General features: G+C 63.5%; 25 protein-coding genes, 1 pseudogene and 1 riboswitch. Of the genes and pseudogenes, 14 read left to right on the plus strand and 12 right to left on the minus strand.

Going from position 1 to position 25,756, the window contains the following annotated elements; genetic code table 11:
• The first annotated feature begins 23 nt into the window (after window positions 1–23).
• Window positions 24–821, plus strand: a complete 798-nt coding sequence (locus HAP40_RS25425) for a shikimate dehydrogenase family protein (protein ID WP_166815168.1) — start codon at window positions 24–26, stop codon at window positions 819–821.
• Between the two features lie 37 nt (window positions 822–858).
• On the opposite strand, the gene HAP40_RS25430 is transcribed toward HAP40_RS25425, so the two are convergent.
• On the minus strand, window positions 859–1,188 hold the full coding sequence (locus HAP40_RS25430) for a hypothetical protein (RefSeq protein ID WP_166815167.1): 330 nt from the start codon (window positions 1,186–1,188) through the stop codon (window positions 859–861).
• 98 nt (window positions 1,189–1,286) lie between these two features.
• Between HAP40_RS25430 and HAP40_RS25435 the strand changes: the two genes are divergently transcribed.
• Window positions 1,287–2,222 (plus strand): LysR family transcriptional regulator, encoded by a 936-nt coding sequence (locus HAP40_RS25435; protein WP_166815166.1) that lies wholly within the window; start codon window positions 1,287–1,289, stop codon window positions 2,220–2,222.
• Window positions 2,223–2,300: 78 nt separating this feature from the next.
• On the opposite strand, the pseudogene HAP40_RS25440 reads toward HAP40_RS25435, so the two are convergent.
• Window positions 2,301–3,529, minus strand: a pseudogene (locus HAP40_RS25440) (adenylate/guanylate cyclase domain-containing protein).
• 477 nt (window positions 3,530–4,006) lie between these two features.
• Between HAP40_RS25440 and HAP40_RS25445 the strand changes: the two are divergent.
• A complete protein-coding gene (locus HAP40_RS25445) occupies window positions 4,007–5,236 on the plus strand; it encodes a cupin domain-containing protein (RefSeq protein WP_166815164.1) in 1,230 nt (409 codons plus the stop codon).
• A gap of 160 nt (window positions 5,237–5,396) precedes the next feature.
• Here HAP40_RS25445 and HAP40_RS25450 read toward each other — a convergent pair whose 3' ends face one another.
• Complete coding sequence (locus HAP40_RS25450) at window positions 5,397–6,596, minus strand: TrmJ/YjtD family RNA methyltransferase (RefSeq protein WP_166815163.1); 1,200 nt, start codon at window positions 6,594–6,596, stop codon at window positions 5,397–5,399.
• A gap of 351 nt (window positions 6,597–6,947) precedes the next feature.
• On the opposite strand from HAP40_RS25450, the gene HAP40_RS25455 reads away from it, so the two are divergent.
• The gene (locus HAP40_RS25455; protein WP_166815162.1) at window positions 6,948–8,162 is read left to right on the plus strand and encodes an NADP-dependent isocitrate dehydrogenase; all 1,215 of its coding nucleotides are present in this window, start codon (window positions 6,948–6,950) and stop codon (window positions 8,160–8,162) included.
• 97 nt (window positions 8,163–8,259) lie between these two features.
• Window positions 8,260–8,760: a DUF3455 domain-containing protein gene (locus tag HAP40_RS25460; protein ID WP_166815161.1), complete on the plus strand. Its 501-nt coding sequence runs from the start codon at window positions 8,260–8,262 to the stop codon at window positions 8,758–8,760.
• A 29-nt stretch (window positions 8,761–8,789) separates the two neighbouring features.
• Here the strand turns inward: HAP40_RS25460 and alaS are convergent, their stop codons facing one another.
• Window positions 8,790–11,468, minus strand: coding sequence for an alanine--tRNA ligase (gene alaS / locus HAP40_RS25465; protein ID WP_166815160.1), 2,679 nt, complete (start codon window positions 11,466–11,468; stop codon window positions 8,790–8,792).
• Window positions 11,469–11,717: 249 nt separating this feature from the next.
• Window positions 11,718–11,808, plus strand: a riboswitch (glycine riboswitch).
• Window positions 11,809–11,954: 146 nt separating this feature from the next.
• Here alaS and gcvT point away from each other — a divergent pair.
• The 3 genes from gcvT to gcvP all read left to right on the plus strand — a co-directional run bounded on the left by gcvT (window position 11,955) and on the right by gcvP (window position 16,521).
• Entirely contained in the window at window positions 11,955–13,103 is a 1,149-nt protein-coding gene (gene gcvT, locus HAP40_RS25470) for a glycine cleavage system aminomethyltransferase GcvT (protein WP_166819369.1), read from the plus strand.
• A 10-nt stretch (window positions 13,104–13,113) separates the two neighbouring features.
• Window positions 13,114–13,482, plus strand: coding sequence for a glycine cleavage system protein GcvH (gene gcvH / locus HAP40_RS25475; RefSeq protein WP_166815159.1), 369 nt, complete (start codon window positions 13,114–13,116; stop codon window positions 13,480–13,482).
• Window positions 13,483–13,641: 159 nt separating this feature from the next.
• Window positions 13,642–16,521 (plus strand): aminomethyl-transferring glycine dehydrogenase, encoded by a 2,880-nt coding sequence (gene gcvP / locus HAP40_RS25480; RefSeq protein WP_166819368.1) that lies wholly within the window; start codon window positions 13,642–13,644, stop codon window positions 16,519–16,521.
• 122 nt (window positions 16,522–16,643) lie between these two features.
• Here the strand turns inward: gcvP and HAP40_RS25485 are convergent, their stop codons facing one another.
• Together HAP40_RS25485 and recA are read right to left on the minus strand one after the other, a co-directional pair.
• Window positions 16,644–17,636, minus strand: coding sequence for a hypothetical protein (locus HAP40_RS25485; RefSeq protein WP_166815158.1), 993 nt, complete (start codon window positions 17,634–17,636; stop codon window positions 16,644–16,646).
• A gap of 98 nt (window positions 17,637–17,734) precedes the next feature.
• On the minus strand, window positions 17,735–18,823 hold the full coding sequence (recA, locus tag HAP40_RS25490) for a recombinase RecA (protein ID WP_166815157.1): 1,089 nt from the start codon (window positions 18,821–18,823) through the stop codon (window positions 17,735–17,737).
• 281 nt (window positions 18,824–19,104) lie between these two features.
• Here recA and HAP40_RS25495 point away from each other — a divergent pair, with 281 nt between their 5' ends.
• The gene (locus HAP40_RS25495; protein WP_166815156.1) at window positions 19,105–19,359 is read left to right on the plus strand and encodes a hypothetical protein; all 255 of its coding nucleotides are present in this window, start codon (window positions 19,105–19,107) and stop codon (window positions 19,357–19,359) included.
• A 29-nt stretch (window positions 19,360–19,388) separates the two neighbouring features.
• Here HAP40_RS25495 and HAP40_RS37375 read toward each other — a convergent pair whose 3' ends face one another.
• Window positions 19,389–19,733, minus strand: coding sequence for a winged helix-turn-helix domain-containing protein (locus tag HAP40_RS37375; RefSeq protein WP_414645340.1), 345 nt, complete (start codon window positions 19,731–19,733; stop codon window positions 19,389–19,391).
• Window positions 19,734–19,739: 6 nt separating this feature from the next.
• Between HAP40_RS37375 and HAP40_RS25500 the strand changes: the two genes are divergently transcribed.
• Window positions 19,740–19,874, plus strand: a complete 135-nt coding sequence (locus tag HAP40_RS25500; RefSeq protein WP_256380467.1) for a hypothetical protein — start codon at window positions 19,740–19,742, stop codon at window positions 19,872–19,874.
• A 498-nt stretch (window positions 19,875–20,372) separates the two neighbouring features.
• On the opposite strand, the gene HAP40_RS25505 is transcribed toward HAP40_RS25500, so the two are convergent.
• Window positions 20,373–21,452 carry a hypothetical protein gene (locus HAP40_RS25505; protein ID WP_246741396.1) on the minus strand — a complete coding sequence of 360 codons (1,080 nt, stop codon included), beginning with the start codon at window positions 21,450–21,452 and terminating at the stop codon, window positions 20,373–20,375.
• Window positions 21,453–22,274: 822 nt separating this feature from the next.
• Window positions 22,275–22,532, minus strand: a complete 258-nt coding sequence (locus HAP40_RS25510) for a DUF2798 domain-containing protein (RefSeq protein WP_166815154.1) — start codon at window positions 22,530–22,532, stop codon at window positions 22,275–22,277.
• A gap of 297 nt (window positions 22,533–22,829) precedes the next feature.
• Between HAP40_RS25510 and HAP40_RS25515 the strand changes: the two genes are divergently transcribed.
• Window positions 22,830–23,036: a hypothetical protein gene (locus HAP40_RS25515; RefSeq protein ID WP_166815153.1), complete on the plus strand. Its 207-nt coding sequence runs from the start codon at window positions 22,830–22,832 to the stop codon at window positions 23,034–23,036.
• Window positions 23,037–23,168: 132 nt separating this feature from the next.
• Window positions 23,169–23,402, plus strand: coding sequence for a DUF6894 family protein (locus HAP40_RS25520; RefSeq protein WP_166815152.1), 234 nt, complete (start codon window positions 23,169–23,171; stop codon window positions 23,400–23,402).
• A 10-nt stretch (window positions 23,403–23,412) separates the two neighbouring features.
• On the opposite strand, the gene HAP40_RS25525 is transcribed toward HAP40_RS25520, so the two are convergent.
• Together HAP40_RS25525 and HAP40_RS25530 are read right to left on the minus strand one after the other, a co-directional pair.
• Complete coding sequence (locus tag HAP40_RS25525; RefSeq protein WP_166815151.1) at window positions 23,413–23,667, minus strand: hypothetical protein; 255 nt, start codon at window positions 23,665–23,667, stop codon at window positions 23,413–23,415.
• Between the two features lie 99 nt (window positions 23,668–23,766).
• The gene (locus HAP40_RS25530; RefSeq protein WP_166815150.1) at window positions 23,767–24,060 is read right to left on the minus strand and encodes a hypothetical protein; all 294 of its coding nucleotides are present in this window, start codon (window positions 24,058–24,060) and stop codon (window positions 23,767–23,769) included.
• Between the two features lie 369 nt (window positions 24,061–24,429).
• Here HAP40_RS25530 and HAP40_RS25535 point away from each other — a divergent pair, with 369 nt between their 5' ends.
• A complete protein-coding gene (locus HAP40_RS25535; RefSeq protein WP_166815149.1) occupies window positions 24,430–24,894 on the plus strand; it encodes a PaaI family thioesterase in 465 nt (154 codons plus the stop codon).
• A gap of 136 nt (window positions 24,895–25,030) precedes the next feature.
• Here the strand turns inward: HAP40_RS25535 and HAP40_RS25540 are convergent, their stop codons facing one another.
• Window positions 25,031–25,324: an HdeA family protein gene (locus HAP40_RS25540; protein ID WP_166815148.1), complete on the minus strand. Its 294-nt coding sequence runs from the start codon at window positions 25,322–25,324 to the stop codon at window positions 25,031–25,033.
• Window positions 25,325–25,506: 182 nt separating this feature from the next.
• On the opposite strand from HAP40_RS25540, the gene HAP40_RS25545 reads away from it, so the two are divergent.
• Window positions 25,507–25,749 (plus strand): PilZ domain-containing protein, encoded by a 243-nt coding sequence (locus HAP40_RS25545; protein WP_166815147.1) that lies wholly within the window; start codon window positions 25,507–25,509, stop codon window positions 25,747–25,749.
• Window positions 25,750–25,756 lie beyond the last annotated feature (7 nt).

A 25,756-nucleotide genomic window follows, 5' to 3' on the forward strand; every position in this document is an offset into this window, starting at 1 on the left:
AGCGCCGGCAGCAGGAGAGTGACTTGCAGTCCATCGTTGACGGAAGCACGCGGATCTTCGCCATTCTCGGTGACCCCATAGGTCAGGCGAAGTCGCCGGCCGAGGTCACCGCCTCGCTACGGGCAAGATCACGCAATGCAATCCTCGTCCCGTTTCACGTGACCTCGAACGACTTCGATGACGTCGTGCGCGCGCTGAAGGCCATCCGCAATCTGGATGGCATCGTCATCACCGTTCCGCACAAGTTCACTGCGTTCCAACACTGCGAACGGGCGACCGAACGGGCCTCGTTTTTGCGCGCTGTCAACGTCATGCGCCGGTCCACCTCCGGTGCATGGGAGGGAGATATGTGCGACGGGCAGGGCTTCGTTGACGCCATCCTGCAGAAAGGCGGCGTTCTGACCGGAAAGCGGGCCTTCCTTCTCGGCGCCGGCGGAGCAGGCACCGCTATTGGCTATGCGCTGCTCGAGGTGGGCGTCGCCGAACTTTCGATCCAAGACATCGATCAAACGCGCCAAAGCGAGCTGGCGGGAAAGCTGCGACATCGCTTTGGCGATCGGGTCGCCGAGGTGGGACCCACCCCTGACGAATTCGATATCATCGCCAATGCAACTCCGACCGGCATGGAGAACCTTCAAGACTCTCCGGTAGATCCCCGCCGGTTGCGCCCCACGATGATCGTCGGTGACGTTGTGACGGCGACTGGCGAGACTGCCCTGATGCGAGCCGCCCGCTCCGCGGGCTGCGTCTGCTCGACGGGCCACGATATGTATCGCGCGCTGCGGGAGACGATGGTCGACTTTCTCCTATCATCTGACTGACGCAATGTCGGTACGAGCGCGCGCGACGCCTCGAACCTTAGTTCGTCACCGCTGCGGCCCTGCGGACCAGCACTTCGTTGCCCGCCCGACTGATTTCAAGCCCGCGGCGCTGCTGGGATGTTGAGAGAACAACGCTCTGACCCGGCGAAAGAACGGAAACGACACGGATTGGCGTTCCGTTTTCGCCCTGAGCAAGCGTGGTCACGACATGGAATCCATCTTGCTCAACGGTATAGTAGGCGACGCCGGAAACCTCGCCGAGATCGATGCTCTTTGCCTGGATTGGCCGAAGACTATCGGCGTGGGCGGTTCCGAGAGCGACTAGCGTTAATGCGGCGACGACGAAGAGGCTGTTGCGGATTGACATATCGGTCTCCTTTGGCTGGGCGGTGGGCCGTGCCCTCCGTTCTCTTGCCACCCAAGATGGTCGGCTTATGATCATTGATCAAACAGATTGGATCGATAATGGGTATCGATGCCGTCAATCTAGGCCGGATCGACCTAAACCTCCTCGTTCACCTCGATGCCTTGCTTCGCGAACGTAGCGTGACGCGTGCTGCGAGCCGCGTTGGCATTGGTCAGTCGGCCATGAGCCATAACCTCGCCCGCCTGCGTGACCTCTTCGGCGACGAACTCTTGACGCGAGGGCCCGATGGCCTGCGCCTCACGCCTCGTGCGGTGATGTTAGTCGAGCCGGTGCGGGATACGCTGTCTCAAATCCAAACGATGGTCTCACGCGACGAAGCGTTCGATCCAGCGACAGCAGAGCGGACTTTCAGGTTCGGACTCCCAGACAGTATGGAAATCCTGGTCCTCCCCGCTCTCCTCGCGCACCTGCGCGAAGTTGCGCCTGGCGTCCACCTGCGGCTCTACAATATCGACTCGTCGAAACTTCTGGATGATCTCGACGCCGACGAGTTGGACCTCGCTATTGGCTATGACGTCTTTCCCGGGGGCCAGGTCCACCATAAGCGGCGTCTGCTATTCAACGAGAGTTATCTCTGCATGTTCAACAAGGAGATAACGGGCATTACTGACGCTCAAGTCTCGCTTGAAGATTACGTGCGGTTGCCACATGTCCTCACGAGCCTGCGGCCCGGCCGGAGTGTTCGCGGCGTGGTAGACGATGCTCTTGAGAAACTAGGATTGCGGCGGACGGTTGTCCTGACAACGCCTCGCTTCCTGACGGTCCCTTCCTTGGTGGCACGCGCACCTGTCTTGGTAACCATGCATGCGCGGTTGGCTCGATTGTTCGCCACAGAACTCAAGCTCAGCTTGAGCAATCCCCCGGTGGATTTGCAGGACGTAGCCGTATCACTGCTCTGGCATGCATCCTACGATCACGATCCATCTCATGCGTGGCTGCGCCAGACCTTGGTGGAATTGGTCTCCAAGCTTTGAGTTGGCCATGCGACCCGACTGGAGCAGTGTGGCCGCACGGACCAAATGTCGCCTTTGACCCATAGCGGACGTCCCGCTCTAAGCGGAGCCCGACTTCGCACGTCCGGCGAGAAACCAAGTCCGCATGGATCCTTTCCCGCGCACTTCAATGGCGCCACGTTCGATCAGCGTGAATTTATCGTTTATGGACGCCGCGATACCAGGTCCGATCTGTATCTTGCCGGGGATGCAGGTCGACTCCATGCGCGAGGCAACATTCACGGTGTCGCCCCAAACGTCGTAGAAAAACTTTCGCGTACCTACAATGCCTCCCACGACAGGACCCGACTCGACGCCAATCCGAAAAGGTATCGGGCGCCGATCCTGGTCGGTCAGATTTCCGAGTTCGTGTTGAATCGCCAGCGCAAAGTCCAGGATGATCTCGGAATGATGAGGATTTGGAGTAGGCACTCCACTCACAACCATATAGCCGTCGCCTGTCGTCTTGATTTTCTCGAGACCAAAGCGTTGGACCTGTCGTCAAGCCTCGTGAACATGTCATTGAGAAAAGACACGAATAAATCGGGAGAAAGATGACTTGCTAACGCCGTTGATCCCGCCAAATCAAGGAACAGCACGGATGCATTCTCAAAACGATCCGCAATGATCTTGCCTGACTGAAGCTTCAGGCGCTCTGCCACGTCGCGCGGCAAAATGTTCACCAGCAGTTCTTCGGAGCGCTGAAATTCACGTTCTGCAGCGGCCTCGGCTCGCGCGATTTGCCCCACCGCGTAGTACACAATGACGAAAATGAGGGCCATATTGGCGAGAACATTGAAGATGAAGTTGCCAAAGAACAGCGATTTGTCCGAGAGCAAGCCCGTATTGTCGGGGACAAGAGTCTGCAGGCAGATCACAATGAACGCTGCGATTGCGCACAAAGCGATACACAGCCATAGCCGTTCGGTGCCGACCAACAACATAGCAAGGGCAGCGGCGGACAAATAAGCAAGCCACGCGCCGCCATCCATCCCGACCTGCATTACGACATAGATGAGAAACAAATAGACGAAGCCGATCAAGGTAAGCGGCGCCACGAGCGGTCCAAAACGATGCAAAAGGGGTACGGACGCGAGTACCAAAGTAGCTCCCAAATTGGCGAGAGCGCGCGACAACATCTCGGGCCTTGGGTCTAGAAAACGGAGAATTGCGAAGAACAGCGTGGCCGCGGCTATTGACCAAGCAGCGATATTGACTGCGCGAAGACGCCGAGCGACCTTTTCCGAATAGGCCTCGGTGCCGTAACTGATGCGTGGCAATAGGGGCACGCCCAAACCTCGTGGGTGGTCTAGGATTGGATCATACTTGATCGCAAAATTAAGTCAGCTTGGCGGAATTGTCAGGCAGGCACATTCTTATCGATTTCAGCTATCTCGCACGTCCGCTGTTGGCCCATCAGCGAAATGGCGGGACGCCTCATTGAGGTCCGCGTGGTGGGGCGGTGCGGACTAGATTTTCTTACGCTGAGTTCTTCGCATTTCGACCCGTCGCGGGCGAGCCGTCACCTCTGTCGATTCATTGGGTCACGGCCTGGTCTGAAAACCGATACATATCGAAGCATCGAGGCGGAGAGTGCAAATGTTAGCGCTCGCCTTGCCGGAAGCCGCTGGAACTCGTGCTAACGAGGAATATCGAAATGTGCTGCTTTGATAGTGTGAATTGCTTCCAGCGGACGACGCTCGGAGATGTCAGGCGCGGGTGTCGTGCGCAGAGGCTTACAGCCTGGAATCATGGGAGAACCGAACATGGATTCCATTTCCCGTCGCCGTATGTTGGCAGCGACCGCTACCGGTGGTCTTCTGACAAGCGTTGCGCTGGCGCACGCGCAAACCGCGGGCGGCGAGATTCCTCAGCCACAGCGACCGGGTCACGGCGGCACCGATCCCGGTCCGCGCAATGTAATGCGCGATCAGCAGAACCCGGATCTGCTGGTACCCCCGTCTACCGATCACGGTACCTTGCCGAACCTGCGCTTCTCGTTCTCGGATGCCCATGTGCGGCTTGAGCCGGGCGGCTGGACCCGCCAGGTCACGCAGCGTGAGCTGGGTATCGCCAAGTCCATGGCCGGCGTGAATATGCGCCTGAACGCGGGCGGTGTGCGTGAGCTGCATTGGCATAAGGCGTCAGAATGGGCCTACATGCTCTATGGCAAGGCTCGGGTGACGGCGGTCGATTCCGAGGGACGCTATTTCGTCGATGACGTCGGCGTCGGAGATCTTTGGTTCTTCCCGGGCGGAACTCCGCACTCGATCCAAGGCCTCGGCCCCGACGGCTGCGAATTCCTTCTCGTTTTTGACGATGGCGATTTCGACGAAGACAACACCTTCCTGCTCAACGACTGGTTCAAGCGCATACCGGCCGATGTGCTGGGCAAGAATTTCGGAGTGCCTGCCTCGCTGTTCGGCCATACCCCCGATGAAAGCGAACGCTATATTTTTCAGGCTCCATTGCCAGGGCCGCTTGGATCGGAAGCCATACCGGGCGCAAAGGCGTCGGAGACAAGCTACACATGGCGAATGATGGAGCAGGTGCCCATCAAGACGAAGGGCGGAACGGTGCGGATCACCGATTCCCGTTTGTTTCCAATTAGCACCACGACCGCAGCAGCCCTGGTTGAAGTCGAACCAGGCGGATTGCGTGAGGTGCACTGGCATCCTAACGGCGACGAGTGGCTCTACGTCATTGAGGGGCGGGCGCGCATGGGTGTGTTTGCCGGTCAGGGGCAGGCGCGCACATTTGATCTGCAGGCCGGTGACGTCGGTTACGTCCCGGTAGCGATGGGCCACTATCTCGAGAATACCGGCTCGACCAACTTTCGATTCCTAGAGACGTTCAAGAGTGACCGCTTCATTGATTTTTCTCTGGATACTTGGATGGCGGCAACACCGCCGGAACTAGTGGATGCCCATCTCAAACTTGATCCGAAGGTGATGAGCGCGCTGCGCACGAACAAGGCTCTAGTCGTACCGGAATAGCGCCTACGTCGGAGTGCTGGCGGCGCACTCCTCCGGCGTCCAATGGGTAACGCGGCGGGCCGCGGGTGCAAATGCCTCAACGAGTGACGGTCGAACGCGGAACATTCCGCCCTCGCTCTTCGGGCTACGGCGGACAAGCGCTTTGCCTCCCCTGCAAGACCTACGCGCTCTGCTCCATCATCGCCTGCAGCCGCACCAGCTCCGCTTCCAGATCGCGCTCCACATCTGCCGCGCGAATGTCGAGCACCCGATAATCCCGCGCCTCGAGCCAGGCCCGCCTCGCCGAGCGGTCGGCGGCAATCGCCTCGCCCTCGCCCGAGTTCACCAGCTCGACCGCGATCCGGTGCGGGAACGAGACGAAGTCCGGGATGTGCCGCCCCACAGGGGTCTGGCGCTTGAACCCGCCTGCGAAGCGGCGGTCGCGTGTCAGCGCCTGCCACAACAGCCGCTCGGCATCGGTCGGGTTGCGGCGGAGCAGGCGAGCAAGGCCCCGCACCGTCGAGCCGCTGTCGGGCGCGCCGCCGCCCTGCCCGTGCTCGGCCAGCAGCGCGCGCAGGCGCGTCGCCTGCTCGCCGTCGAGCACTCCGCCCTTGGCCGGCCCCTTGCGCCCCTCCGCGATGGCCATGACGACGCCATGGAGGGTATGCATGTCCTGCTTGGTCGGCTCCATCCGGGTGAAGATGTTGCGCAGGTTGACCAGCATGGTGTCGCGTTTCTCGGCCGGGCGCAGGAATTCGACCTTGTCGAGCTCACGCACGAGGTTGTCGAAGAAGGCCTGCATCTGGTGCTGCGAGGCGCGCTCGGAGCGCTCCGGCATGGCGTGCGGCAGCTCGCCCGATGTGGCCCGCTTGAACCATTCATAGCCGACCAGCAGCACGGCCTGGGCAAGGTTGAGCGAGGCAAAGCCCGGATTGACCGGGAAGGTGATGATGCGGTTGGAGAGCCCGACCTCCTCGTTGGTCAGGCCCCAGCGCTCGCGGCCGAACAGGATACCGGCCTTGCCGCCGGTCGCGACGTGCCCGGCGATCTCGGCCGCGGCCGCCTCCGGCCCCACCACCGGCTTGGCCTGGTCATGCGGGCGCGCGGTGGTGGCGAACAGCAGGTCGAGATCGGCGACTGCCTGCTCGACGGTGTCGAACAATTCGACCTTTTCCAGAATGTGGTCGGCGCCGGCGGCGGCACGCTGGGCCGCGATGTTGGGCCAGCCGTCGCGAGGATTGACGATGCGCAGCCGGCTCAGGGCAAAGTTGCCCATGGCGCGCGCGGTCATGCCGATGTTTTCCCCGAGCTGCGGCTCGACCAGGATCACGATCGGACCGTCGAGGGAAAGTCCCGCCTTGCTCTTGTCAGTCCCCGACATCCCGCTTCGCTTTCACTCTTCGTCTCAAGGCCTTGCAGAGGCCGCCTGAGGAATTGATTCAAGCACCGTTCCGGCCGGCGCCGCCCCGCTCTCGCCTGTCGTTTGCCTGTCCTGACGAAATTCTCAAGGGAAATAACGACTTGGATTCGACTTTTGAATCTCGCCGGGAACATGCGGCCAAGGCCCGCCCAAAGCCTGACCAAGGCCCGGCTGCCGCTCCCCATCTGCGGAAGCTGGATGAGCTAAAAGTGCATAATCCCTTGGCTTTCGCCCGCCGCGCGGCGGTGCTAAGAGGCGGCGGATATTCCCGTGGCGCGCCAAAAGCGCCGTTCGAAAGAGGCTTCCCCGATCATGGCAAAAATCAAGGTATCCAATCCCGTCGTCGAGCTCGATGGCGACGAGATGACCCGGATCATCTGGCAGTACATCAAGGACAAGCTGATCAACCCGTTCCTGGATGTCGAACTGCTCTATTACGACCTGGGCATGGAATACCGCGACCACACCAACGATCAGGTCACCATCGACGCCGCCGAGGCGATCAAGAAGGTCGGCGTCGGCGTCAAGTGCGCCACCATCACCCCTGACGAAGCCCGGGTGAAGGAGTTCAACCTCAAGCAGATGTGGAAGTCGCCGAACGGCACCATCCGCAACATCCTCGGCGGCGTGATCTTCCGCGAGCCGATCATCTGCAAGAACGTGCCGCGCCTCGTTCCCGGCTGGACCAAGCCGATCATCATCGGCCGCCACGCCTATGGCGACCAGTACCGCGCCACCGACATCAAGTTCCCGGGCAAGGGCACCCTCTCGCTGAAGTTCGTCGGCGAGGACGGCACCGTGATCGAGAAGGAAGTGTTCAAGGCGCCCGGCGCCGGTGTCGCCATGGAGATGTACAATCTCGACGACTCCATCATCGACTTCGCCCGCGCCTCCTTCAACTACGGCCTGCTGCGCGGCTACCCGGTCTATCTCTCCACCAAGAACACGATCCTGAAGGTCTATGACGGCCGCTTCAAGGACATCTTCCAGGAGATCTTCGACAAGGAGTTCAAGAAGGAGTTCGACGCCAAGGGCCTGACCTACGAGCACCGCCTGATCGACGACATGGTGGCCTCGGCGCTGAAATGGTCCGGCGGCTATGTCTGGGCCTGTAAGAACTACGACGGCGACGTGCAGTCCGACACGGTCGCGCAGGGCTACGGCTCGCTCGGCCTGATGACCTCGGTGCTGCTCACCCCCGACGGCAAGACCGTGGAAGCCGAAGCCGCCCACGGCACGGTGACCCGCCACTACCGCGAGCATCAGAAGGGCAAGGAGACCTCGACCAACTCGATCGCGTCGATCTTCGCCTGGACCCGTGGCCTGTCGCACCGCGCCAAGCTCGACAACAATGCCGAGCTCGCCAAGTTCGCCAACACCCTGGAGAAGGTCTGCGTCGACACCGTCGAGGCCGGTTACATGACCAAGGACCTCGCGCTGCTGGTCGGCGCCGACCAGCGCTGGCTCTCGACCACCGGCTTCCTCGACAAGGTCGCCGAGAACCTGACGAAGGAGCTGGCGGCGTAAGCCGTCTGCAATGTCGCCCGACTGGGCCAGACAGCATCACGGGCCGCGCCTCAAAGCGCGGCCCGTTTTTTTATGAGCCTTTTGCGGAGATGCGATCATGTCGATGAAGCTTGCTACCCCTGCCCTGGTGCTCGCGGCGCTGATCGGGCCGGCAGGAGCCGCGGAGCCGCTTCCCGCGGCCATTGCCGCACCGGGCGAAACCGTCGTCCTGAGTGTCCACGCCGAGGGCGCGCAGGTCTATGAGTGCAAGGCCGCCGCCGACGGCAAGCTCGCCTGGGCCTTCCGCGAGCCGATCGCGACGCTGCTGTCCGAAGGCAAGACCATCGGCCGCCACTATGCCGGCCCGAGCTGGGAGCTCGCCGATGGCAGCGCGGTGGTCGGCAAGGCCGCCGCCAACGCACCGGGCGCGACGGCCGCCGACATTCCCTGGCTGAAGCTGGACGTCACCTCACATCGCGGCAGCGGCGTGCTCACGCCGGTCACGACGGTCCAGCGCATCCACACCCATGGCGGCACGCTCGACGGCGCCTGCGACAAGGCCGGCGCGTTCAGGAGCGCGCCCTACTCCGCCGCGTATATCTTCCTGAAGAAGGGCTGATCGCTCAGCGGTCCGGGCGACGTCGGGGTTTAAGCGCCCGCCATCGCTTTTTCGATCGCCGAGAGCGCCGCGGCCGCCTTGGCCCCATCGGGGCCGCCGGCCTGCGCCATGTCGGGCCTTCCGCCGCCGCCCTTGCCGCCGAGCGCCTCGGAGGCGATGCGCACCAGGTTCACGGCGTTGAAGCGCGCGGTGAGATCCGGCGTCACGCCGACCACGACGCCGGCCTTGCCGTCCTCGGTGACGCCGACGATGGCGACGACGCCGGAGCCGATCTGTTTCTTGCCGTCGTCGGCGAGGCTCTTGAGATCCTTCATCTCGATGCCCTCGACCGCGCGCGCCATCAGCTTGACGTCGCCGACCTCGCGCACGCCTGCGGCCGCACCGTTGCTCGACGATGCGCCGCCACCCATCGCCAGCTTCTTGCGGGCGTCCGACAGCTCACGCTCGAGCTTCTTGCGCTCCTCCATCAGCGCGGTAATGCGCGCCGGCACGTCGTCGATCGAGGTGCGCAGCTCGTTGGCCGCGGTCTTCGCCAGCGCCATGGTGTCGTTGGCGTGTTTTCGCGCGTAGTTGCCTGTTAACGCCTCGATGCGGCGCACGCCCGAGGCAACCGCGCTCTCGCCGGTCAGCGTGATCAGGCCGATGTCGCCGGTGCGCCGCACATGGGTTCCGCCGCAGAGCTCGACCGACCAGCCGAACGCATTGGCGCCGCGCTCGCGCGCCGTCCTGCCCATCGAGACGACGCGGACCTCGTCGCCGTATTTCTCGCCGAACAAAGCGCGCGCGCCCGCCTCACGGGCTTCGTCGACACCCATGATGCGCGTGGTGACCTCGTCGTTCTCCAGCACCACGTCGTTGGCGATGTCCTCGATGCGAGACAGTTCCTCCGCCGTGATCGGCTTGGGGTGCACGAAGTCGAACCGCAGACGGTCCGGCGCAACCATCGAGCCGCGCTGGGCGATGTGATCGCCGAGCACCTGGCGCAGCGCCTCGTGGATGAGGTGCGTCGCCGAGTGATGCGCGCGGATCGAAGACCGCCTGCCGTGATCGACCTCGAGCTGCAGCGCGGTGCCGAGCTTGACTTCGCCGCTCTCGACCGTGCCGATGTGAACGAAGAGATCGCCGAGCTTCTTCTGCGTGTCGGTGATGCGGATCTTGATGCCGCCCTCGCCGGTGAGCACGCCGGTGTCGCCGACCTGGCCGCCGGACTCCGCGTAGAACGGCGTCTGGTTCAGCACGATCGAACCGGTCTCGCCGGCCTTGAGGCTGCCCGCCTCCTGGCCGTCCTTGACCAGCGCCGCGACCACACCTTCAGCGCTCTCGGTCTCGTAGCCGAGGAATTCAGTCGCGCCGAGCTTCTCGCGCAGCGGGAACCAAATCGCCTCGGACGCCGCTTCACCGGAGCCTTTCCAGGACTCGCGCGCCTTGGCCTTCTGGCGCTCCATCGCGTCGGTGAACGCGGCCTGGTCGACGCCGATGCCGCGCGACTTCAGCGCGTCCTGGGTCAGATCCAGCGGGAAGCCGTAGGTGTCGTAGAGCGTGAAGGCGACGTCGCCGTCGAACATGTCGCCCTTCTTCAAGGAAGCGCTCTTCTCGTCGAGGATGGCCAGGCCGCGCGACAGCGTCTTGCGGAAGCGGCTCTCTTCCAGCCGCAACGTCTCCTCGATCAGCTTCTCCGCGCGCATCAGCTCGGGATAGGCCTGGCCCATCTCGCGCACCAGCGCCCAGACCAGCCGGTGCATCAGCGGCTCCTTCGCGCCCAGCAGCTGCGCATGGCGCATCGCGCGGCGCATGATCCGGCGCAGCACATAGCCGCGGCCCTCGTTCGAGGGCAGCACGCCGTCGGAGACGAGGAAGGCCGAGGAGCGCAGATGATCGGCGATGACGCGGAACGAGGCCATCGTCTGCTCGTTCGGCCCGGTGCCGAGCGCGGACGACGTCGCATCGATCAGATTGCGGAACAGATCGGTCTCGAACACGCTCTCGACGCCCTGGAGGATGCAGGCCATGCGCTCCAAGCCCATGCCGGTGTCGATCGAGGGACGCGGCAGATTCACGCGCTCCTCCTTCGTCACCTGCTCATACTGCATGAACACCAGGTTCCAGAATTCGAGGAAGCGGTCGCCGTCCTCTTCCGGCGAGCCCGGAGGTCCGCCCCAGATGTGCTCGCCGCGGTCGATGAAGATCTCCGAGCACGGGCCGCACGGGCCGGTGTCGCCCATCGCCCAGAAATTGTCCGCGGTCGGGATGCGGATGATGCGATCGTCGGAGAAGCCCGCGATCTTCTTCCACAGGCCCGCCGCCTCGTCGTCGGTGTGGTAGACCGTGACGAGCAGCTTGTCCTTCTTCAGGCCGAACTCGCTCGTGATCAGCTTCCAGGCGAGCTCGATCGCCCGCTCCTTGAAGTAGTCGCCGAACGAGAAATTGCCGAGCATCTCGAAGAAGGTGAGATGGCGCGCGGTGTAGCCGACATTGTCGAGGTCGTTGTGCTTGCCGCCGGCGCGCACGCATTTCTGCGACGTGGTGGCGCGCTGATAGGGCCGCTTCTCGACGCCGGTGAAGACGTTCTTGAACTGCACCATGCCGGCATTGGTGAACATCAACGTCGGATCGTTGCGCGGCACCAATGGCGAGGACGCCACGATCTCGTGGCCGTTCTCGGCAAAGAAGTTCAGAAAGGTCGACCTGATCTCGTTGACGCCGCTCATGTTCATCCAATCGGGTGTGCTTGGACCCGCGTTTCTCGCCATAAAAACCGGACGTTAAGGCTGATATCTGCGGGCCAGAGCGCTTTTAGACAAGGCCAGCTTCGCTGTCCAGAAACTGTGCAGAGAGATCAGAGGGTTGCCCAAGGCGCGCAATGGCCGCAATCCGGTTGGAAGGCCAATCCCGTTGATAGGCCATGTCGCCGCGTTGACAGGCTTGGCCGCCCTGTGGTCTGTACCCATCTGTATCGTACGGCCACGTCGGGAGAGACCGGCTTTAGGCAGCCGGCGCCGAAGGAGCAACCGCCCCGGAAACTCTCAGGCAAAAGGACCGCGTGGCTTTGACGACATCTGGAAAGAGGCGCCGACGGGCTTGAAACCCGGGTGGCACCCGCCGACGGGATAATACTCTCAGGCACAGCGACAGATGGGGCTTCGATGGGTTGCTTCCGGGGAATCGTCCCCGGGGAACCGCCGAGGGCCCCTGTGATGCTAGCGTGCGACGACCGAGATTCCCTCCGACATACCCCGCTCCATGCCCTGCACGTGTCCCTGGGCGGCAAGATGGTGCCGTTCGCCGGCTACGACATGCCCGTGCAATATCCCGCGGGCGTCCTCAAAGAGCATCTCCATACCCGCAGCCAGGCCGGGCTGTTCGACGTCTCCCATATGGGCCAACTCGCGCTCCGGCCCAAATCCGGCAAGGTCGAGGACGCTGCCCGCGCGCTGGAGCGGCTGGTACCGCAGGATATCGTGGCGATTGCCGAGGGGCGGCAGCGCTACGCCCAGTTCACCAATGCGGATGGCGGCATCCTCGATGATCTCATGGTCGCAAATTTCGGCGATCACCTGTTCCTGGTCGTCAACGCCGCCTGCAAGGCGGAGGACGAGGCGCATCTGCGCGCGCATCTGTCCGGCGACTGCGTCATCGAGCAGCTCGCCGATCGCGCGCTGATCGCGCTCCAGGGCCCGAAGGCGGAATCGGTGCTGGCGAAATTCTGTGCAGATGCGCCCGCCATGAAGTTCATGGATTCCGGCCCGCGCGAGGTTGCCGGCATCAAATGTTTCGTCTCGCGCTCGGGCTATACCGGCGAGGACGGGTTTGAGATTTCGGTCCCCGCTGCGGACGCCGAGCGGCTGGCCAAGATGCTCCTCGAAAACCCGGACGTGCTGCCGATCGGTCTTGGCGCCCGCGACAGCCTGCGGCTGGAAGCCGGGCTTTGCCTTTATGGCCACGACATCGACACCGCGACCACGCCAGTCGAGGCCGCGCTGGAATGGTCGGTGCAGAAGAGCCGCCGCAGCGGCGGGACGCGCGCCGGCGGTTTTCCCGGCGCAGAGAAGATTCTCGCCCATTTCGACAACGGCGCATCGCGCCGCCGCGTCGGCCTGCTCGCCCAGGGACGCGCGCCGGTGCGCGAGGGCGCGTTGCTGTTTGCTGATAGCGCGGGCGGCGAGCCGATCGGTAAGGTCACCTCGGGCGGTTTCGGCCCGAGCCTGAATGCGCCGGTGGCGATGGGCTACGTGCCGACGAGCCAGAGCGCGCTCGGCACAAATCTCTTCGCCGAAGTGCGCGGCCAACGCCTGCCGCTCACCGTCGCCGCCATGCCCTTTGTGAAAAACACCTACAAACGCTGAGGACAAGACAATGACCACGACGCTGTACACCTCCGACCATGAATGGCTCGCCATCGAGGGCGATGTCGCGACCGTCGGGATCACCGACTATGCGCAGTCGCAACTCGGCGACGTCGTGTTCGTCGAACTGCCCAAGGTCGGCCGCACGCTGAAGAAGACGGAAGCCGCAGCCGTCGTCGAATCCGTGAAGGCCGCGTCCGACGTCTACGCCCCTGTGACGGGCGAGGTGCTCGAGACCAACGAGGCGCTCGCCGCCGAACCGGCGCTGGTGAATTCGGACGCGCAAGGCAAGGCGTGGTTCTTCAAGATCAAGATGGCCGACAAGAGCGAGCTCGGCGGCCTCATGGATGAGGCCGCCTACAAGGCCCATACGGCGTGAGGATTATGAGCCGAACAGCCTCAACATACTCACTGTCATGCCCCGCGAAGGCGGGGCATCCAGTAAACGCAGCCGGTTCGGCTAGAGCCGAGAGGCCGCGGCGTACTGGATCGCCCGCCTTCGCGGGCGATGACAGCAACTCCTAGCGAGGACCCAATGATGACCGCGCACCGCAAATCCAACAGCGACACCGCCAGCTTCGTTCGGCGCCATATTGGCCCCTCCGCGCGCGATGTCACCGCGATGCTGGAGGCTGTCAGCGCCAAGAGCGTCGATGCGCTGATGGCAGAGACGCTGCCGGCCTCGATCCGCCAGGCCTCGCCGCTCGACCTCGGCAAGCCGCTCAGCGAGAGCGAGGCGATCGCGCATATGGGCGAGCTGGCGCGTCAGAACCAGGTCTTCACCTCGCTGATCGGCCAAGGCTATTCCGGCACCATCCTGCCCGCAGTGATCCAGCGCAACATCCTGGAGAACCCGGCCTGGTACACGGCTTACACGCCCTATCAGCCCGAGATCAGCCAGGGCCGGCTGGAAGCGCTGCTCAACTTCCAGACCATGATCTGCGACCTCACCGGGCTCGACGTCGCCAATGCCTCGCTGCTGGATGAGGCGACCGCGGCGGCCGAAGCCATGGCGCTCGCCGAGCGGCACTCGAAGGTCGAAGCAAAGGCCTTCTTCGTCGACAAGGACGTGCATCCGCAGACGCTGGCCGTGATGCGCACCCGCGCCGAGCCGCTGGGCTGGGAGCTGATCGTCGGCGATCCCCTCACCGATCTCGACAAGGGTGACGTGCTCGGCGCGCTGCTGCAATATCCGGGTTCTTCCGGCGCAGTGCGCGACTTGCGGCCCGCGATCGCGACGCTGAAGGCCAAGGGTGCGCTCGCGATCGTCGCCGCCGATCTGCTCGCGCTGACGCTGCTGGCCTCGCCCGGCGAGTTAGGGGCCGACATCGCGATCGGCTCGGCGCAGCGTTTTGGCGTGCCGATGGGCTATGGCGGACCGCACGCGGCCTATATGGCGGTGCGCGATGCGCTGAAGCGTTCGCTGCCCGGCCGTCTCGTCGGCCTCTCCGTGGATTCCCGCGGCGCGCCCGCCTATCGCCTGGCGCTGCAGACCCGCGAGCAGCACATCCGCCGCGAGAAGGCGACCTCCAACATCTGCACCGCGCAGGTGCTGCTCGCCGTGATCGCCTCGATGTATGCGGTCTATCACGGCCCCGAGGGGCTGGCGCAGATCGCGCGCAACGTGCATCGCCGCACGGCCGTGCTCGCGGCCGGCCTGCGCGAGCTCGGCTTTGCGCCGCAGTCGGGCAGCTTCTTCGACACGCTCAGCATCGATGCCGGCGCCAGGCGCGCCGAGATCGTCGCGCGCGCGGTCGCGGAGAGAATCAATCTCGGCATCGGTGAAACCGCGCTCCGCATCGCGCTGGACGAGACCACGACGCCGGCGACGGTGGAAGCGGTCTGGCGTGCCTTCGGCGGCACGCTCGTCTATGCCGAGATCGACGCCGAGACGCGCGAGGCGCTGCCGGACGAGTTGAAGCGCACCACCGCCTTCCTCACCCATCCCGTCTTCCACGCGCATCGCTCGGAAACCGAGATGCTGCGCTACATGCGCAAGCTCAGTGACCGCGACCTCGCGCTCGACCGCGCGATGATCCCGCTGGGATCCTGCACCATGAAGCTGAACGCGACCACCGAAATGATGCCGCTGACCTGGCCGGAATTCGGCTCGCTGCACCCGTTCGTTCCGCGCGAGCAGGCCGCCGGTTATCACGCGCTGTTCGCGCGGCTGGAGAAATGGCTGTGCGACATCACCGGCTATGACGCGATCTCGCTGCAGCCGAACTCGGGCGCGCAAGGCGAATATGCCGGGCTCTTGGCGATCCGCGGCTATCACGCCGCGCGCGGGGAGACGCATCGCAAGATCTGCCTGATCCCCTCCTCCGCGCACGGCACCAACCCGGCCTCGGCCGCGATGGTCGGCATGGACGTGGTGGTGGTCGCCTGCGAGAAGAACGGCGACGTCGACGTCAATGATCTCCGCGCCAAGGCTGAGAAGCATTCGAACGATCTTGCCGCGGTCATGATCACCTATCCCTCGACGCATGGCGTGTTCGAGGAGCACATTCGCGAGATCTGCGACATCGTGCACAGCCATGGCGGCCAGGTGTATCTCGACGGCGCCAACCTCAACGCGCAGGTCGGCTTGTCCCGGCCCGGCGATTACGGCGCCGATGTCAGCCATCTCAATTTGCACAAGACCTTCTGCATCCCGCATGGCGGCGGCGGCCCCGGCATGGGCCCGATCGGCGTGAAGGCGCATCTCGCGCCGTTCCTGCCAAGTCATCCTGAAAATCGCCACCCCGCGACAAAGGCGGATGCCCCGGTTGGCCCGGTCTCGGCCGCGCCGTTCGGCTCGGCGTCGATCCTGACCATCTCCTACATCTACATCCTGATGATGGGCGGCGAAGGATTGAAGCGCGCGACCGAGATCGCGATCCTCAATGCCAACTACATTGCCGCCCGCCTCGATCCGCATTTCCCGGTGCTCTACAAGAACGCCAAGGGCCGCGTCGCACATGAATGCATCGTCGATCCCCGTCCACTGAAGACGACATCAGGCGTCACCGTGGACGACATCGCAAAGCGCCTGATCGATTACGGCTTCCACGCGCCGACCATGAGCTTCCCGGTGCCTGGCACGCTGATGATCGAGCCGACCGAGTCGGAGTCCAAGGCCGAGCTCGACCGCTTCTGCGACGCTATGATCGCGATCCGGAAGGAAATCGCCGAGGTCGAGGCCGGCCGCTTCAAGATCGAAGCGTCACCGCTGCGTCACGCCCCGCACACCGTGCACGACATCGCGGATGATGATTGGAAGCGCGCCTACACCCGCAGTGAAGGCTGTTTCCCCGCGGGCACCTCGCGCACCGACAAATACTGGTGCCCGGTGGGGCGCGTCGACAACGTCTACGGCGATCGCAACCTCGTATGCTCCTGCCCGCCGGTGAGCGATTACGCGGAGGCCGCGGAGTAAGACTCAAGAGGATCTCGTAGGGTGGGCACAGCGAAAGAATGCCCACCGCCTCTTTGCTTGTTGAAATATAATGGGCACGGCGCTCGCGCATGTTTGCCCACCCTACGGCACTGCACGCTCGTCTACGGCGCAACCAATGATCGGCTTTCGCGCTCCCATCGCCAGAGCCGTTCGTTGGTGAGTTCAGTGCCGCCCCACCAGCGCTTGATCGGGTTGTGCCGGCGGAAATCCTCGCGGCCTGCCAGAACGGCCTTGCCAAATTCGGTCAGCGACAGCCGGCTCCGGCGAAACGCGGCGTTGCGGCCTCTTTCATTGTACTTATCGAGTGTCGCCAGCTTGCTGTCCAGACCCGCAACCGCGGGCGTCGGTCCGAATGCGAGTCCTTCGAGCAGCGTGCCCAACTCCCACGGATCGAACACGCGTACCCCAAGCATGCCCGGCCGAAACAGCTCATCGGTGCGATTGTGTCCCGTTGCGATCAGTTCGAGAAGCCGCGTCTCGGTCATCCCCAGTCCCGTCGCCGGCGATGGCAGTTCTGAGAGCAGGCCTTCCACGGCCGGCTTCAGGAAAGTCAGCTTGCCGAGCGGCCTGTCGAGCAGCGCGGCCCAAAGCTCGGGGGTCGGCGCGCGGTAGGCCTCCCAGGCCATGCTGGCGATTCCAAAATCACTTTCTGCGATATCGAACTGCCGCACCTCACGATGACGAAGCTCTGCGGGATCGGCTCCGCGCAGATCGAAATCGACACATCGCAATCTCAGACTCTCTGTGACGGACGGCTCGGAACGCAGGTAATCGAGGATCCAGATCAACTGCAATTGACTGTTGGGTTCAGGGTCGAACCACAGTTCGATGAGATCGACCCCGTAAGTCTCGCAGACCCAGAGCAGCGGCCCTGCCCGATCCTGGCGCCTGATAACGGGCGATAGACGGACGCAATCTGACCAGTGCATCTGATCGTAAAACTTGTCCCAGCGGCTGCCGAGATAGTTGTTGAGGTGGTCAGGCGACGGAAGTGGCCCCGAAACGAAGCGATAGATGAACGGGACGACCATGTCCGCGCGATCGGCATGGGTGAGACCGACGCCGGACGAACTCGTCAGGATCATACGCTTCATCGTCGACGCCAACCCCACGCCAAACGAAACGGGCACTGACGACGTCGGCAACTCAACGTCATCAGCGCCCGCTCCTCGCGAAAACTCTATTCCAAGGCCTACTCGTCCGCCGGCTCCTCGCCGTCGGCGTCGCTCTCGGGCGTGCCGGCCAGGATCTGCTCGGAGATCAGGCCCGAGTTCTGGCGGATCGAGGTCTCGATCTTGGCGGTGATATCAGGGTTGGCCTTCAAGAACGCTTTCGAGTTCTCGCGGCCCTGGCCGAGGCGCTGGCTGTCATAGGAGAACCAGGCGCCGGACTTCTCGACGATGCCGGCCTTGACGCCGAGATCGAGAATCTCGCCCATCTTGGAGACGCCCTCGCCGTACATGATGTCGAACTCGACCTGCTTGAAGGGCGGCGCCAGCTTGTTCTTCACCACCTTCACGCGCGTGGTGTTGCCGACCACTTCGTCGCGCTCCTTGATCGCGCCGATGCGGCGGATGTCGAGGCGGACGGAGGCGTAGAACTTCAGCGCGTTGCCACCGGTCGTGGTCTCGGGCGAGCCGTACATCACACCGATCTTCATGCGGATCTGGTTGATGAAGATCACCATGGTGTTGGACTTGTTGATGGAGGCCGTGAGCTTGCGCAGCGCCTGGCTCATCAGGCGCGCCTGCAGACCCGGGAGCGCATCGCCCATTTCGCCCTCGAGCTCGGCCTTCGGCACCAGCGCGGCAACCGAATCGACCACCAGCACGTCCACCGCACCCGAGCGCACCAGCGTGTCGCAGATCTCCAGTGCCTGCTCGCCGGTGTCCGGCTGCGAGATCAGGAGCTCGTCGATGTTGACGCCGAGCTTGCGGGCATAGACCGGGTCGAGCGCGTGCTCGGCGTCGATGAAGGCGCAGATGCCGCCCTTCTTCTGCGCTTCCGCCACCGTATGAAGCGCCAGCGTCGTCTTGCCCGAGGACTCCGGCCCGTAGATCTCGACGATGCGCCCCTTGGGCAGGCCGCCGATGCCGAGCGCGATATCGAGGCCGAGCGAACCGGAGGACACCGCCTCGATGTCCATGGAGCGGTCGCTCTTGCCGAGCTTCATCACCGATCCCTTGCCGAACTGGCGCTCGATCTGAGAGAGCGCGGCAGCGAGGGCTTTACTCTTGTCCATGGAAGATCCTTCGACGATACGCAGGGCAGTGGCGGACATTGGGTCGTGCTCCTTATGGCGAGGATTCGGGTGCGGGACAAACGGTGAGGCAGCGGGTCGTCGATAAAAACAATGTACCCCATCTGTTCTTTGTTCGCAATATGTTCTTTGAGTTTTTCGGGCACTGGCCTGTTTCCGAGCGCGGTGGCCTAAGTTGATTTTCGCAGTGGCCTAATTTGTTCTGTGCGCGCCAGTTTGGGGGGACGCGGGCGCCTCTTGATCTAGGTCAACTTGGCCAGCTACCGGGCGCAGTATCCTAGGGAACCAACAGGAGGGCGCCCATGAAACTCAACATCGCGTTGATATCTTTGGGCGTGGCTGGGATCATTGGTCCCGCCATCGCTCAGGAGAAGGCTCCCAAGACCCTTCAAGAGCAGCGTCGCCCCGGAGTGACCTACGAGGACTGCGTCGAGCGATGCAACAAATGCGGCAGCGGGAAAAACCCTGACTGCGTCAAGAACTTCTGCACCGGCTATGAACACCGCAAGCCCGGAGTGAAACCGCTGCCGGTCACCTGCATGGATTACGGCGGGTGAAGTAAGGCCGCCTCAGTTGGCGGCCTCTTTCATTTCATTACGTCTTCGCGCGGCGGAAGCCCCCGAGACTCCCGGAATTCAGCATCCCCGGGCGGCGGAGGGACGACGGGGCCACCTTGGGGACGTTTGTCGTCCTTCTTTTCGTCGTCCTTCACCTTGAAGCTGCGGTTCGGATACCATTCCCTAAGGCCCCAAGTCCCGCGCCCCACTCTCACCACATCACCGACCTCTGCCATACGCCGTGTCAGCACGGAACCAATGGTATTGGCAGGCTCTTTCGAGTTGGACTTGGCCGATCCGATCAAGAGGAAGTAGCGCCAGCTGCGTTCCGGTTGATCTAGCTCAAAGGGCGTCCACCTCCGCCAGCAGACCATCGGTCCGTGCCCGACCCCAACAAGGACATCGAGAATAAGGAAGCCAAGCCGTCGCGCCTGGACGAGGTCCGCCGCGCCATCGAAGAGTACGCCGCCGACCTCCGGGAGGTCATCAGGAGGCTACGCCAGAAGATGAACTAGGGCCTTCTCAAGGGCGAAGGCGATGTCCGTTCACCACCATGCGGAGGGATGACGCTGAACCTTGGCACAGCTTGTGCAGACGTATCAGAACCGGGGAATTGCATTCCCACCCGGGGCTGGAAAGCCGCCGCCTGCGATCATTTAAGCAGGCGGCGTTTTTGCTCCAAGGCGGCGCTCCGGGGCTGGCAAGAGCGCCCACAAGTGCATGAAACCAAGCACAGATCGCCTCGGACCGCATTAGTCTATGTGAAAAAAAGATCCAATTTGCTTTTGCGGGGCTGTCGTAGTCGGGACACCTGGACCGGGGTGCTGTCCGTATGTGACCCGGGTGTCCCAGATTGGTTTCTGGAATGGCTCATTCGATGGGACGGCCTATGGCACGCCGAGGAGCATTCCCGGATCGTCGGCTCGCTGCCGAAACGCGAACGCCGCGACGCGTGGATCCTTCGCGCTGGATCTGTCTCTTCGCCGCTTCGCTCACTTTGCCGCAACCCGGCTTTACAGGCCCGGAACGCGCCTGGGTGCCACGGTCGTTCGTCGCTCGACCTGCGCTTTGGCATCCAGCACCTTGTCGCCCGCTCGCGCGGCCCGCGGCACGCTGTTCTGGTTCGAAAGGCTGGAGCCCCTGCCAGTATCAACGCTGTTTCCCTGAGCCTGTGCTGCCGGCGGGGCGTTCGTTCGGGTCGACGCGGACGCAGCGGCCTTCTGATCCTCGTTGCTCGTGCCGGACCCAATCGCGCCAATCGGCAGACCATTCGGAGCACGGCCAGCTCCGGCATTTCTGGCGGCCTGGGCTGCGGACCGCGACTTCGCCGGCGTGGCGGGCTGAACGTTCGGATTCGCCGGCTCGGCGCCGGCGCCGAGATTTCCGCTGGCGCCGGTATCCTTCGTCCCCATTCCCGAGGGCGCTGCCGCGCCGGCGTTGCCTGCGCCCGTCCCCATTCCAGAAGGGGCCGATGCGCCGGCGCTGCCGCTGCTTGCCCCCGTCCCCGTGCCTGCTCCCGCGGAGCCGGCATTCGCGCCGCTTGCCTGCGCCAGGAGCAGCAGAGAGGAGGTCGCGACGATCGCGGCGATGATCAAAGGGGTGGCATGGGACATCTGACAATCCTCCTTGGCCAGACCGTTAACCATGATGGGGGAGCGGGGTTCCGACGTGAATTCGAAATTGGCGAAGCTTAATGTCCGTCGGATCTGCTTGAAAGAAGGCTCTGCATTCAAGATCGCGCTGGTCCTGTTCGTCCTTACCGGTTCGGTATCGGTGCAGGCGGCTTCTGCGTCCGGACTTTCCGGATTCCCGCTGCGCGTTCTTTGCCAAAGCTGACGCGGATCAAAGACGCGCGGGCTGCGCGCCGTCAGAATTCCGTAATCTTGCGGGACTGAACCTTTTCGTGGCCTGCGGCCTTCTGTGCGGATGGGCCGGCAAATCTTGGGACCTCTGTCATGGCGGAAGACACGCAGCACGACGTCAACAGGCGCAATCTCCTGCTGGAGGCAGCGCGGGAGGAGATGGTCAAGTTCGAGCGCAGGGAAAACGAATTCCGCAGAAAGGACCGCGAAGAGCGCGCGGCCGAGCTCCATTTGCCCCTAGGCGAGATCCAGGTCCACTGAGGCTCGCCGGCGGGCGTTGGATCCGAGCGGTCTGGAACGAGCCTCGCAGGCCCTGACGTTCAGGGGCATGGCGGCTGAACAAGGTTCACGCGCGCTCAAGGTATCTAAATACCCTGATTAACTCATTGATCGCGTATGGGAATCCTGCAGCCGCCTACTGTGCATGGGGTTGTTTTTCAATTTTTTGCGGCGGCGCCTTCGCCATCCCGCATTGGGGCGGTTCGGCTTGGTCTCGTCTTACGGCACGCCGTGCCCGCCCCTACAGCAGCGCCAGCAGCACGACGCCGATCACCAGCACGATGAAGCCAGCCGCCGTCGCGGCGGCGAATGACCGCTCTACCTTATCCATGATGCCACCCCGTTGCCGCCGCGCCACGTTTCCCCCATGGCTGCGCCGAACGATGGAATCTTGCCGACCGATGTGTCGCCAGTTGTGCGACCGGATGTCGAAATTGGGACGGGCGCGAGGCCAGTCTGCGGCCTCGCTCGCGACTTTTCCGGACACCGTCAGGCGCGTGTAAGCGGGATCGCCTAGTCTCGCGAGGCCCGGTGGACCAACATCGGGTCTCCATACCCAGCCGACGACCCCGCTCCTTGCGAGCGGGGTTTTCTGTTTGGGGCATGGACAAAGGCACCATGGACGAAGCGCGACGCCCGCCCGGAATCCGATCTTGCCGTGTCAGGCTGCCGTAAGCGGAGCGGGTTAGTGTCATCTGGCTATGGTGTTGCAGCCCAGCACCTCAGCCTCCAATAACTTCCTGCCCCGCCTGGCTCTCCCCGGGCGGGGTTTTTTTATGCTTGCCGGCCGGTTCGCAGCTCTCCTTCCTCGCGCGTCAGCCGCAGCGAAACGGCGCGGATCGCAGGCGCCGCGAGCAGCACGACCGGCAGCATCGCGGCCCATGCGATCAGCCACGACATCACCCAGTGCCCGAGGAACACCATCGCACTGGCGGCGGGAAGGCTGGCGATGCCCGCCGCGATCAGCGAGGTCAGTCCGGACTGGAGCACGCCAAAGACGACATGCGCATAGCGGCGGGGGATGCGGAGCATGAGAGGTCCATGGTTGCCGTCACCGAGCCAAGCAAGGCATATGCCGCCGCCGGCGACGGTACTCCGTGGTTCTCCGACCATGAACAGAGTTCCAGCTGTGCGCGCTCAAAGCGGATGGTCTGGCGCCCGCTCCGCCGGGCTCGATTTTGCGAAACCGATCTCGATTGTTTCGGCGCGTGCACGCTTTCGAGATTTCCGTGAATGGCCCGGGGTTTACCCTGCAAATTTCGCTTGGTCGGGGAATATCGTGACGTCCAACATGTTGCAGTCATGGAAGGTGAATCGTGGGAGATGACCATGAATCACAGGGGCGTCGAGTTCACCGTCGCCAAGACGGCCAATCCCCGCATCTGGCAATGGGAGTTCCGCATCGGCGAGCAGATCAAGACCGGCAGGACCGAGACCAAGATCGACTTGTTGGCGATCCGGCGGGTGCAGCTGCGCATCGATCGGGAACTGAAAGCGATGGAGCGCGAGCGAGACGGCCCAAACCGGCCGGGCTGAGTGAGATCAGCGGCGGCGGGGCGCCACAAGGCGATCCCGTAGCCGCCCGGAATTGATCTGGTCGGGGTTTGGGATTGCACTGCGCGCCCATGGCCTTGGGGGTGGGGCCATCACGCGCGATCGGTGCCAGCCATGCCGCTCTATTTCTTTCGAATCCGCAACGGCCGCTATTCCGGCTGCGCGGACCAGGCGTCGGAATTTGCCGATCGCGATGCGGCCTGGAAGGAGATGACCAGCGTCTGCGCCGACATGGCCGCCGGCATCGCGCGCAAGCTCCAGGAAAATTCCGAGTGGCACATGGAGCTCCTGGACGAGGCCAAGGAGCCGGTGTTCCGGATCCGCATCGTCGCGGAGACGCTCGAATAGGGCCGCAGCCTTAATCCGCGCTGGGCAGCCGCCGCATGGTGAATTCGATGTCGCCGCCGGGCAGTTCGCGCCAGGTCTCGACCGCGCTCATGTAACCCGCCTTGGGGTAGCGGGCGAAGAAGGCCTCTGCCCTCGCCCGCGCCGCTGCGCGCGGCAGCGTGAAGGTCTCGCGCAGATAGCCGTCGGCGATCGCATGATCCGGCTTGCCGCCCGCCTTGCGCCGGCGCGCCATCCGCTCGGCGAGATCCCGCGGACGATCGGCCATGTCACGCCTCCTCTACGCAAATACGCTCCGGCCAAATGTAGGGAGCGGATCGGATGAAGAGGAGTCCCGCTGGGAGGCGCTATTGCGCCCCCGTCGCGATCAGTTGGCTGACGTGCCGGATTTCTTCTTCGGCGCGCTGGTCGCAGCCGAAGCCTTGGGCGCTGCCGCCTGCTTGGGCGGATCGGAGCGCATGCCGCCCCAGGGATCGTTGGACGCCTTGGAGTCCGGAATCTTCTTCAGCGTTTCCTTGTAGGCCTTGTCGCGCTCGGCCTCGGCGGCCTTCTCCTCGGGGGTCTTGCTAGGGGCGTCCTGCAGCAAATTGAGATTGGGCATTTGCGCATAGGCCGGTCCCGCCAGCACGGCCAGCACCGCGGCCAAACGGAAAAGCTTCATCATCCACTCCTTGAATCATCCATGAAGCGCGGATCGCCCGCGCCTTGTCGCGCTTGTCGCGGCGAAGCGCAACCTCAGGGGTCGCGTGGCCGCTAGAGCCGGTCCGATCTGCACGATTTCGGCGCATGCAGCCAGTCGTCCCAGATCGAGCCGCATCTGGTTTACCCGTTCAGCACAAGGCCGAGCGCGGCCAGACAAAAAACCAGGACACATCGACGCAACATAACCCACCCGCACCCAAGCGAATCATCATATCGGGCGAAGTCGGGCATTTTCAAGCCGATGGGGCCGGCGCCGGACCGGGTGACTTTGCCCCGCCGATCCGCGCAGAATGAGAAACATCCGGCAACAATGGAGGGAACGACAGCAATGCCAACGCAGCCAGACGCCGAGTTCGGCATCACCGACGCCAGGCGCATTCTCGGCGAGGTCTTTGCGCCCTGGGTCCAGGATCTCGGCCTTTCCGTCGAGCGCATCGAGCACACGCAGCCTGCGGACGCGCCGGACTGGCAGCCGGGCGCGCTCTTGCGGATGCCGTTTTCGGAGCGGTTGTGCCGGAACGGCGGCATCGTCTGCGGCCAGGCGCTGATGGCCCTCGCCGACACCGCGATGGTGATCGCCATCCTCGCCGCCAATCGCGGCTATCGTCCGATGACCACGGTCGACCAGACCACGCACTTCATGCGCGCGGCCACTTCCTCGGACGTGCTGGCGGACGCCCGCGTGGTGCGGCTCGGGCGCACCATGAGCTTTGGCCGCGTCACGCTGCTCTCGGCCTCCGACAACAAGCCGGTCGCGATGGTGTCGAGCGCGTTCGCGATGCTGCCGGGGTAAAACCCGAAACGAAGAGAGCCGCGGGAGCGCAAAGCGCACCGCGGCCCTTCCATCAGCTTCACATCATCACGTTCGCTTCGAAGCAACAGGCCGAAGCGCGATCGCATCCGCGCTTTCGGCCGGCACAATTCAAACGTTACTTGCCGAGCACCTCGTCGGCCGCGGTGACGATGCTGGCAGTCGGATTCTTTCCGCAATAGGCACCGAACTTCTTGGCGTTCTCGATGAACACGTCGGTGTCGATGATCGCGTTGTCCTCGTCGCCCTTGTACCAGCCGTCCATCCAGGTCAGCACCACCTGGATGTTGTCTTCGCCGCTCTCGAGGAACTGCTTGCAGCTCATCGTCGAGAGGTCCCACTTGACGGCGTGGGCGGGCATCGATGACAGCGAGAGCGCTGCGGCGAACAGAATCGAAAGCGTGGTCTTCATCAATATCTCCATCGGCGTGCAACGCCATAAAGGAAAGGCTTGTGGGGAAAGTCGGCGGAGAGACTCTCCGCATCAACGTCGTAAACGAAGTATGAAGCGCTGTGCAAGTAGCGCCAGTATTGAGTTTGGTTCTACGTAATTTCTATGCGCTATTTCACAATCGTGGTTATGGATTAACGGGCATGATCGAGAAGCGTACGACGCAGCGGCACCGCGTTTTCAAGGGTGGAGCGATCACCTTCGAAGGCAGCGACATCGCCTGCACGGTGCGAAACATGTCGGCGGGCGGCGCGGCGATCGACCTCGAAGGTGCCGTCACATTGCCGCAAGCGTTCACACTCTCGATCGCGTGCGACAAATTCGTGCGGAATTGCCGCCCCGTTTGGCGCAACGACCGCCGCGTCGGCCTCGCTTTCGTGCAATAATGCATGC

The organism is Bradyrhizobium sp. 1(2017), assembly GCF_011602485.2.
GTDB lineage: Bacteria > Pseudomonadota > Alphaproteobacteria > Rhizobiales > Xanthobacteraceae > Bradyrhizobium.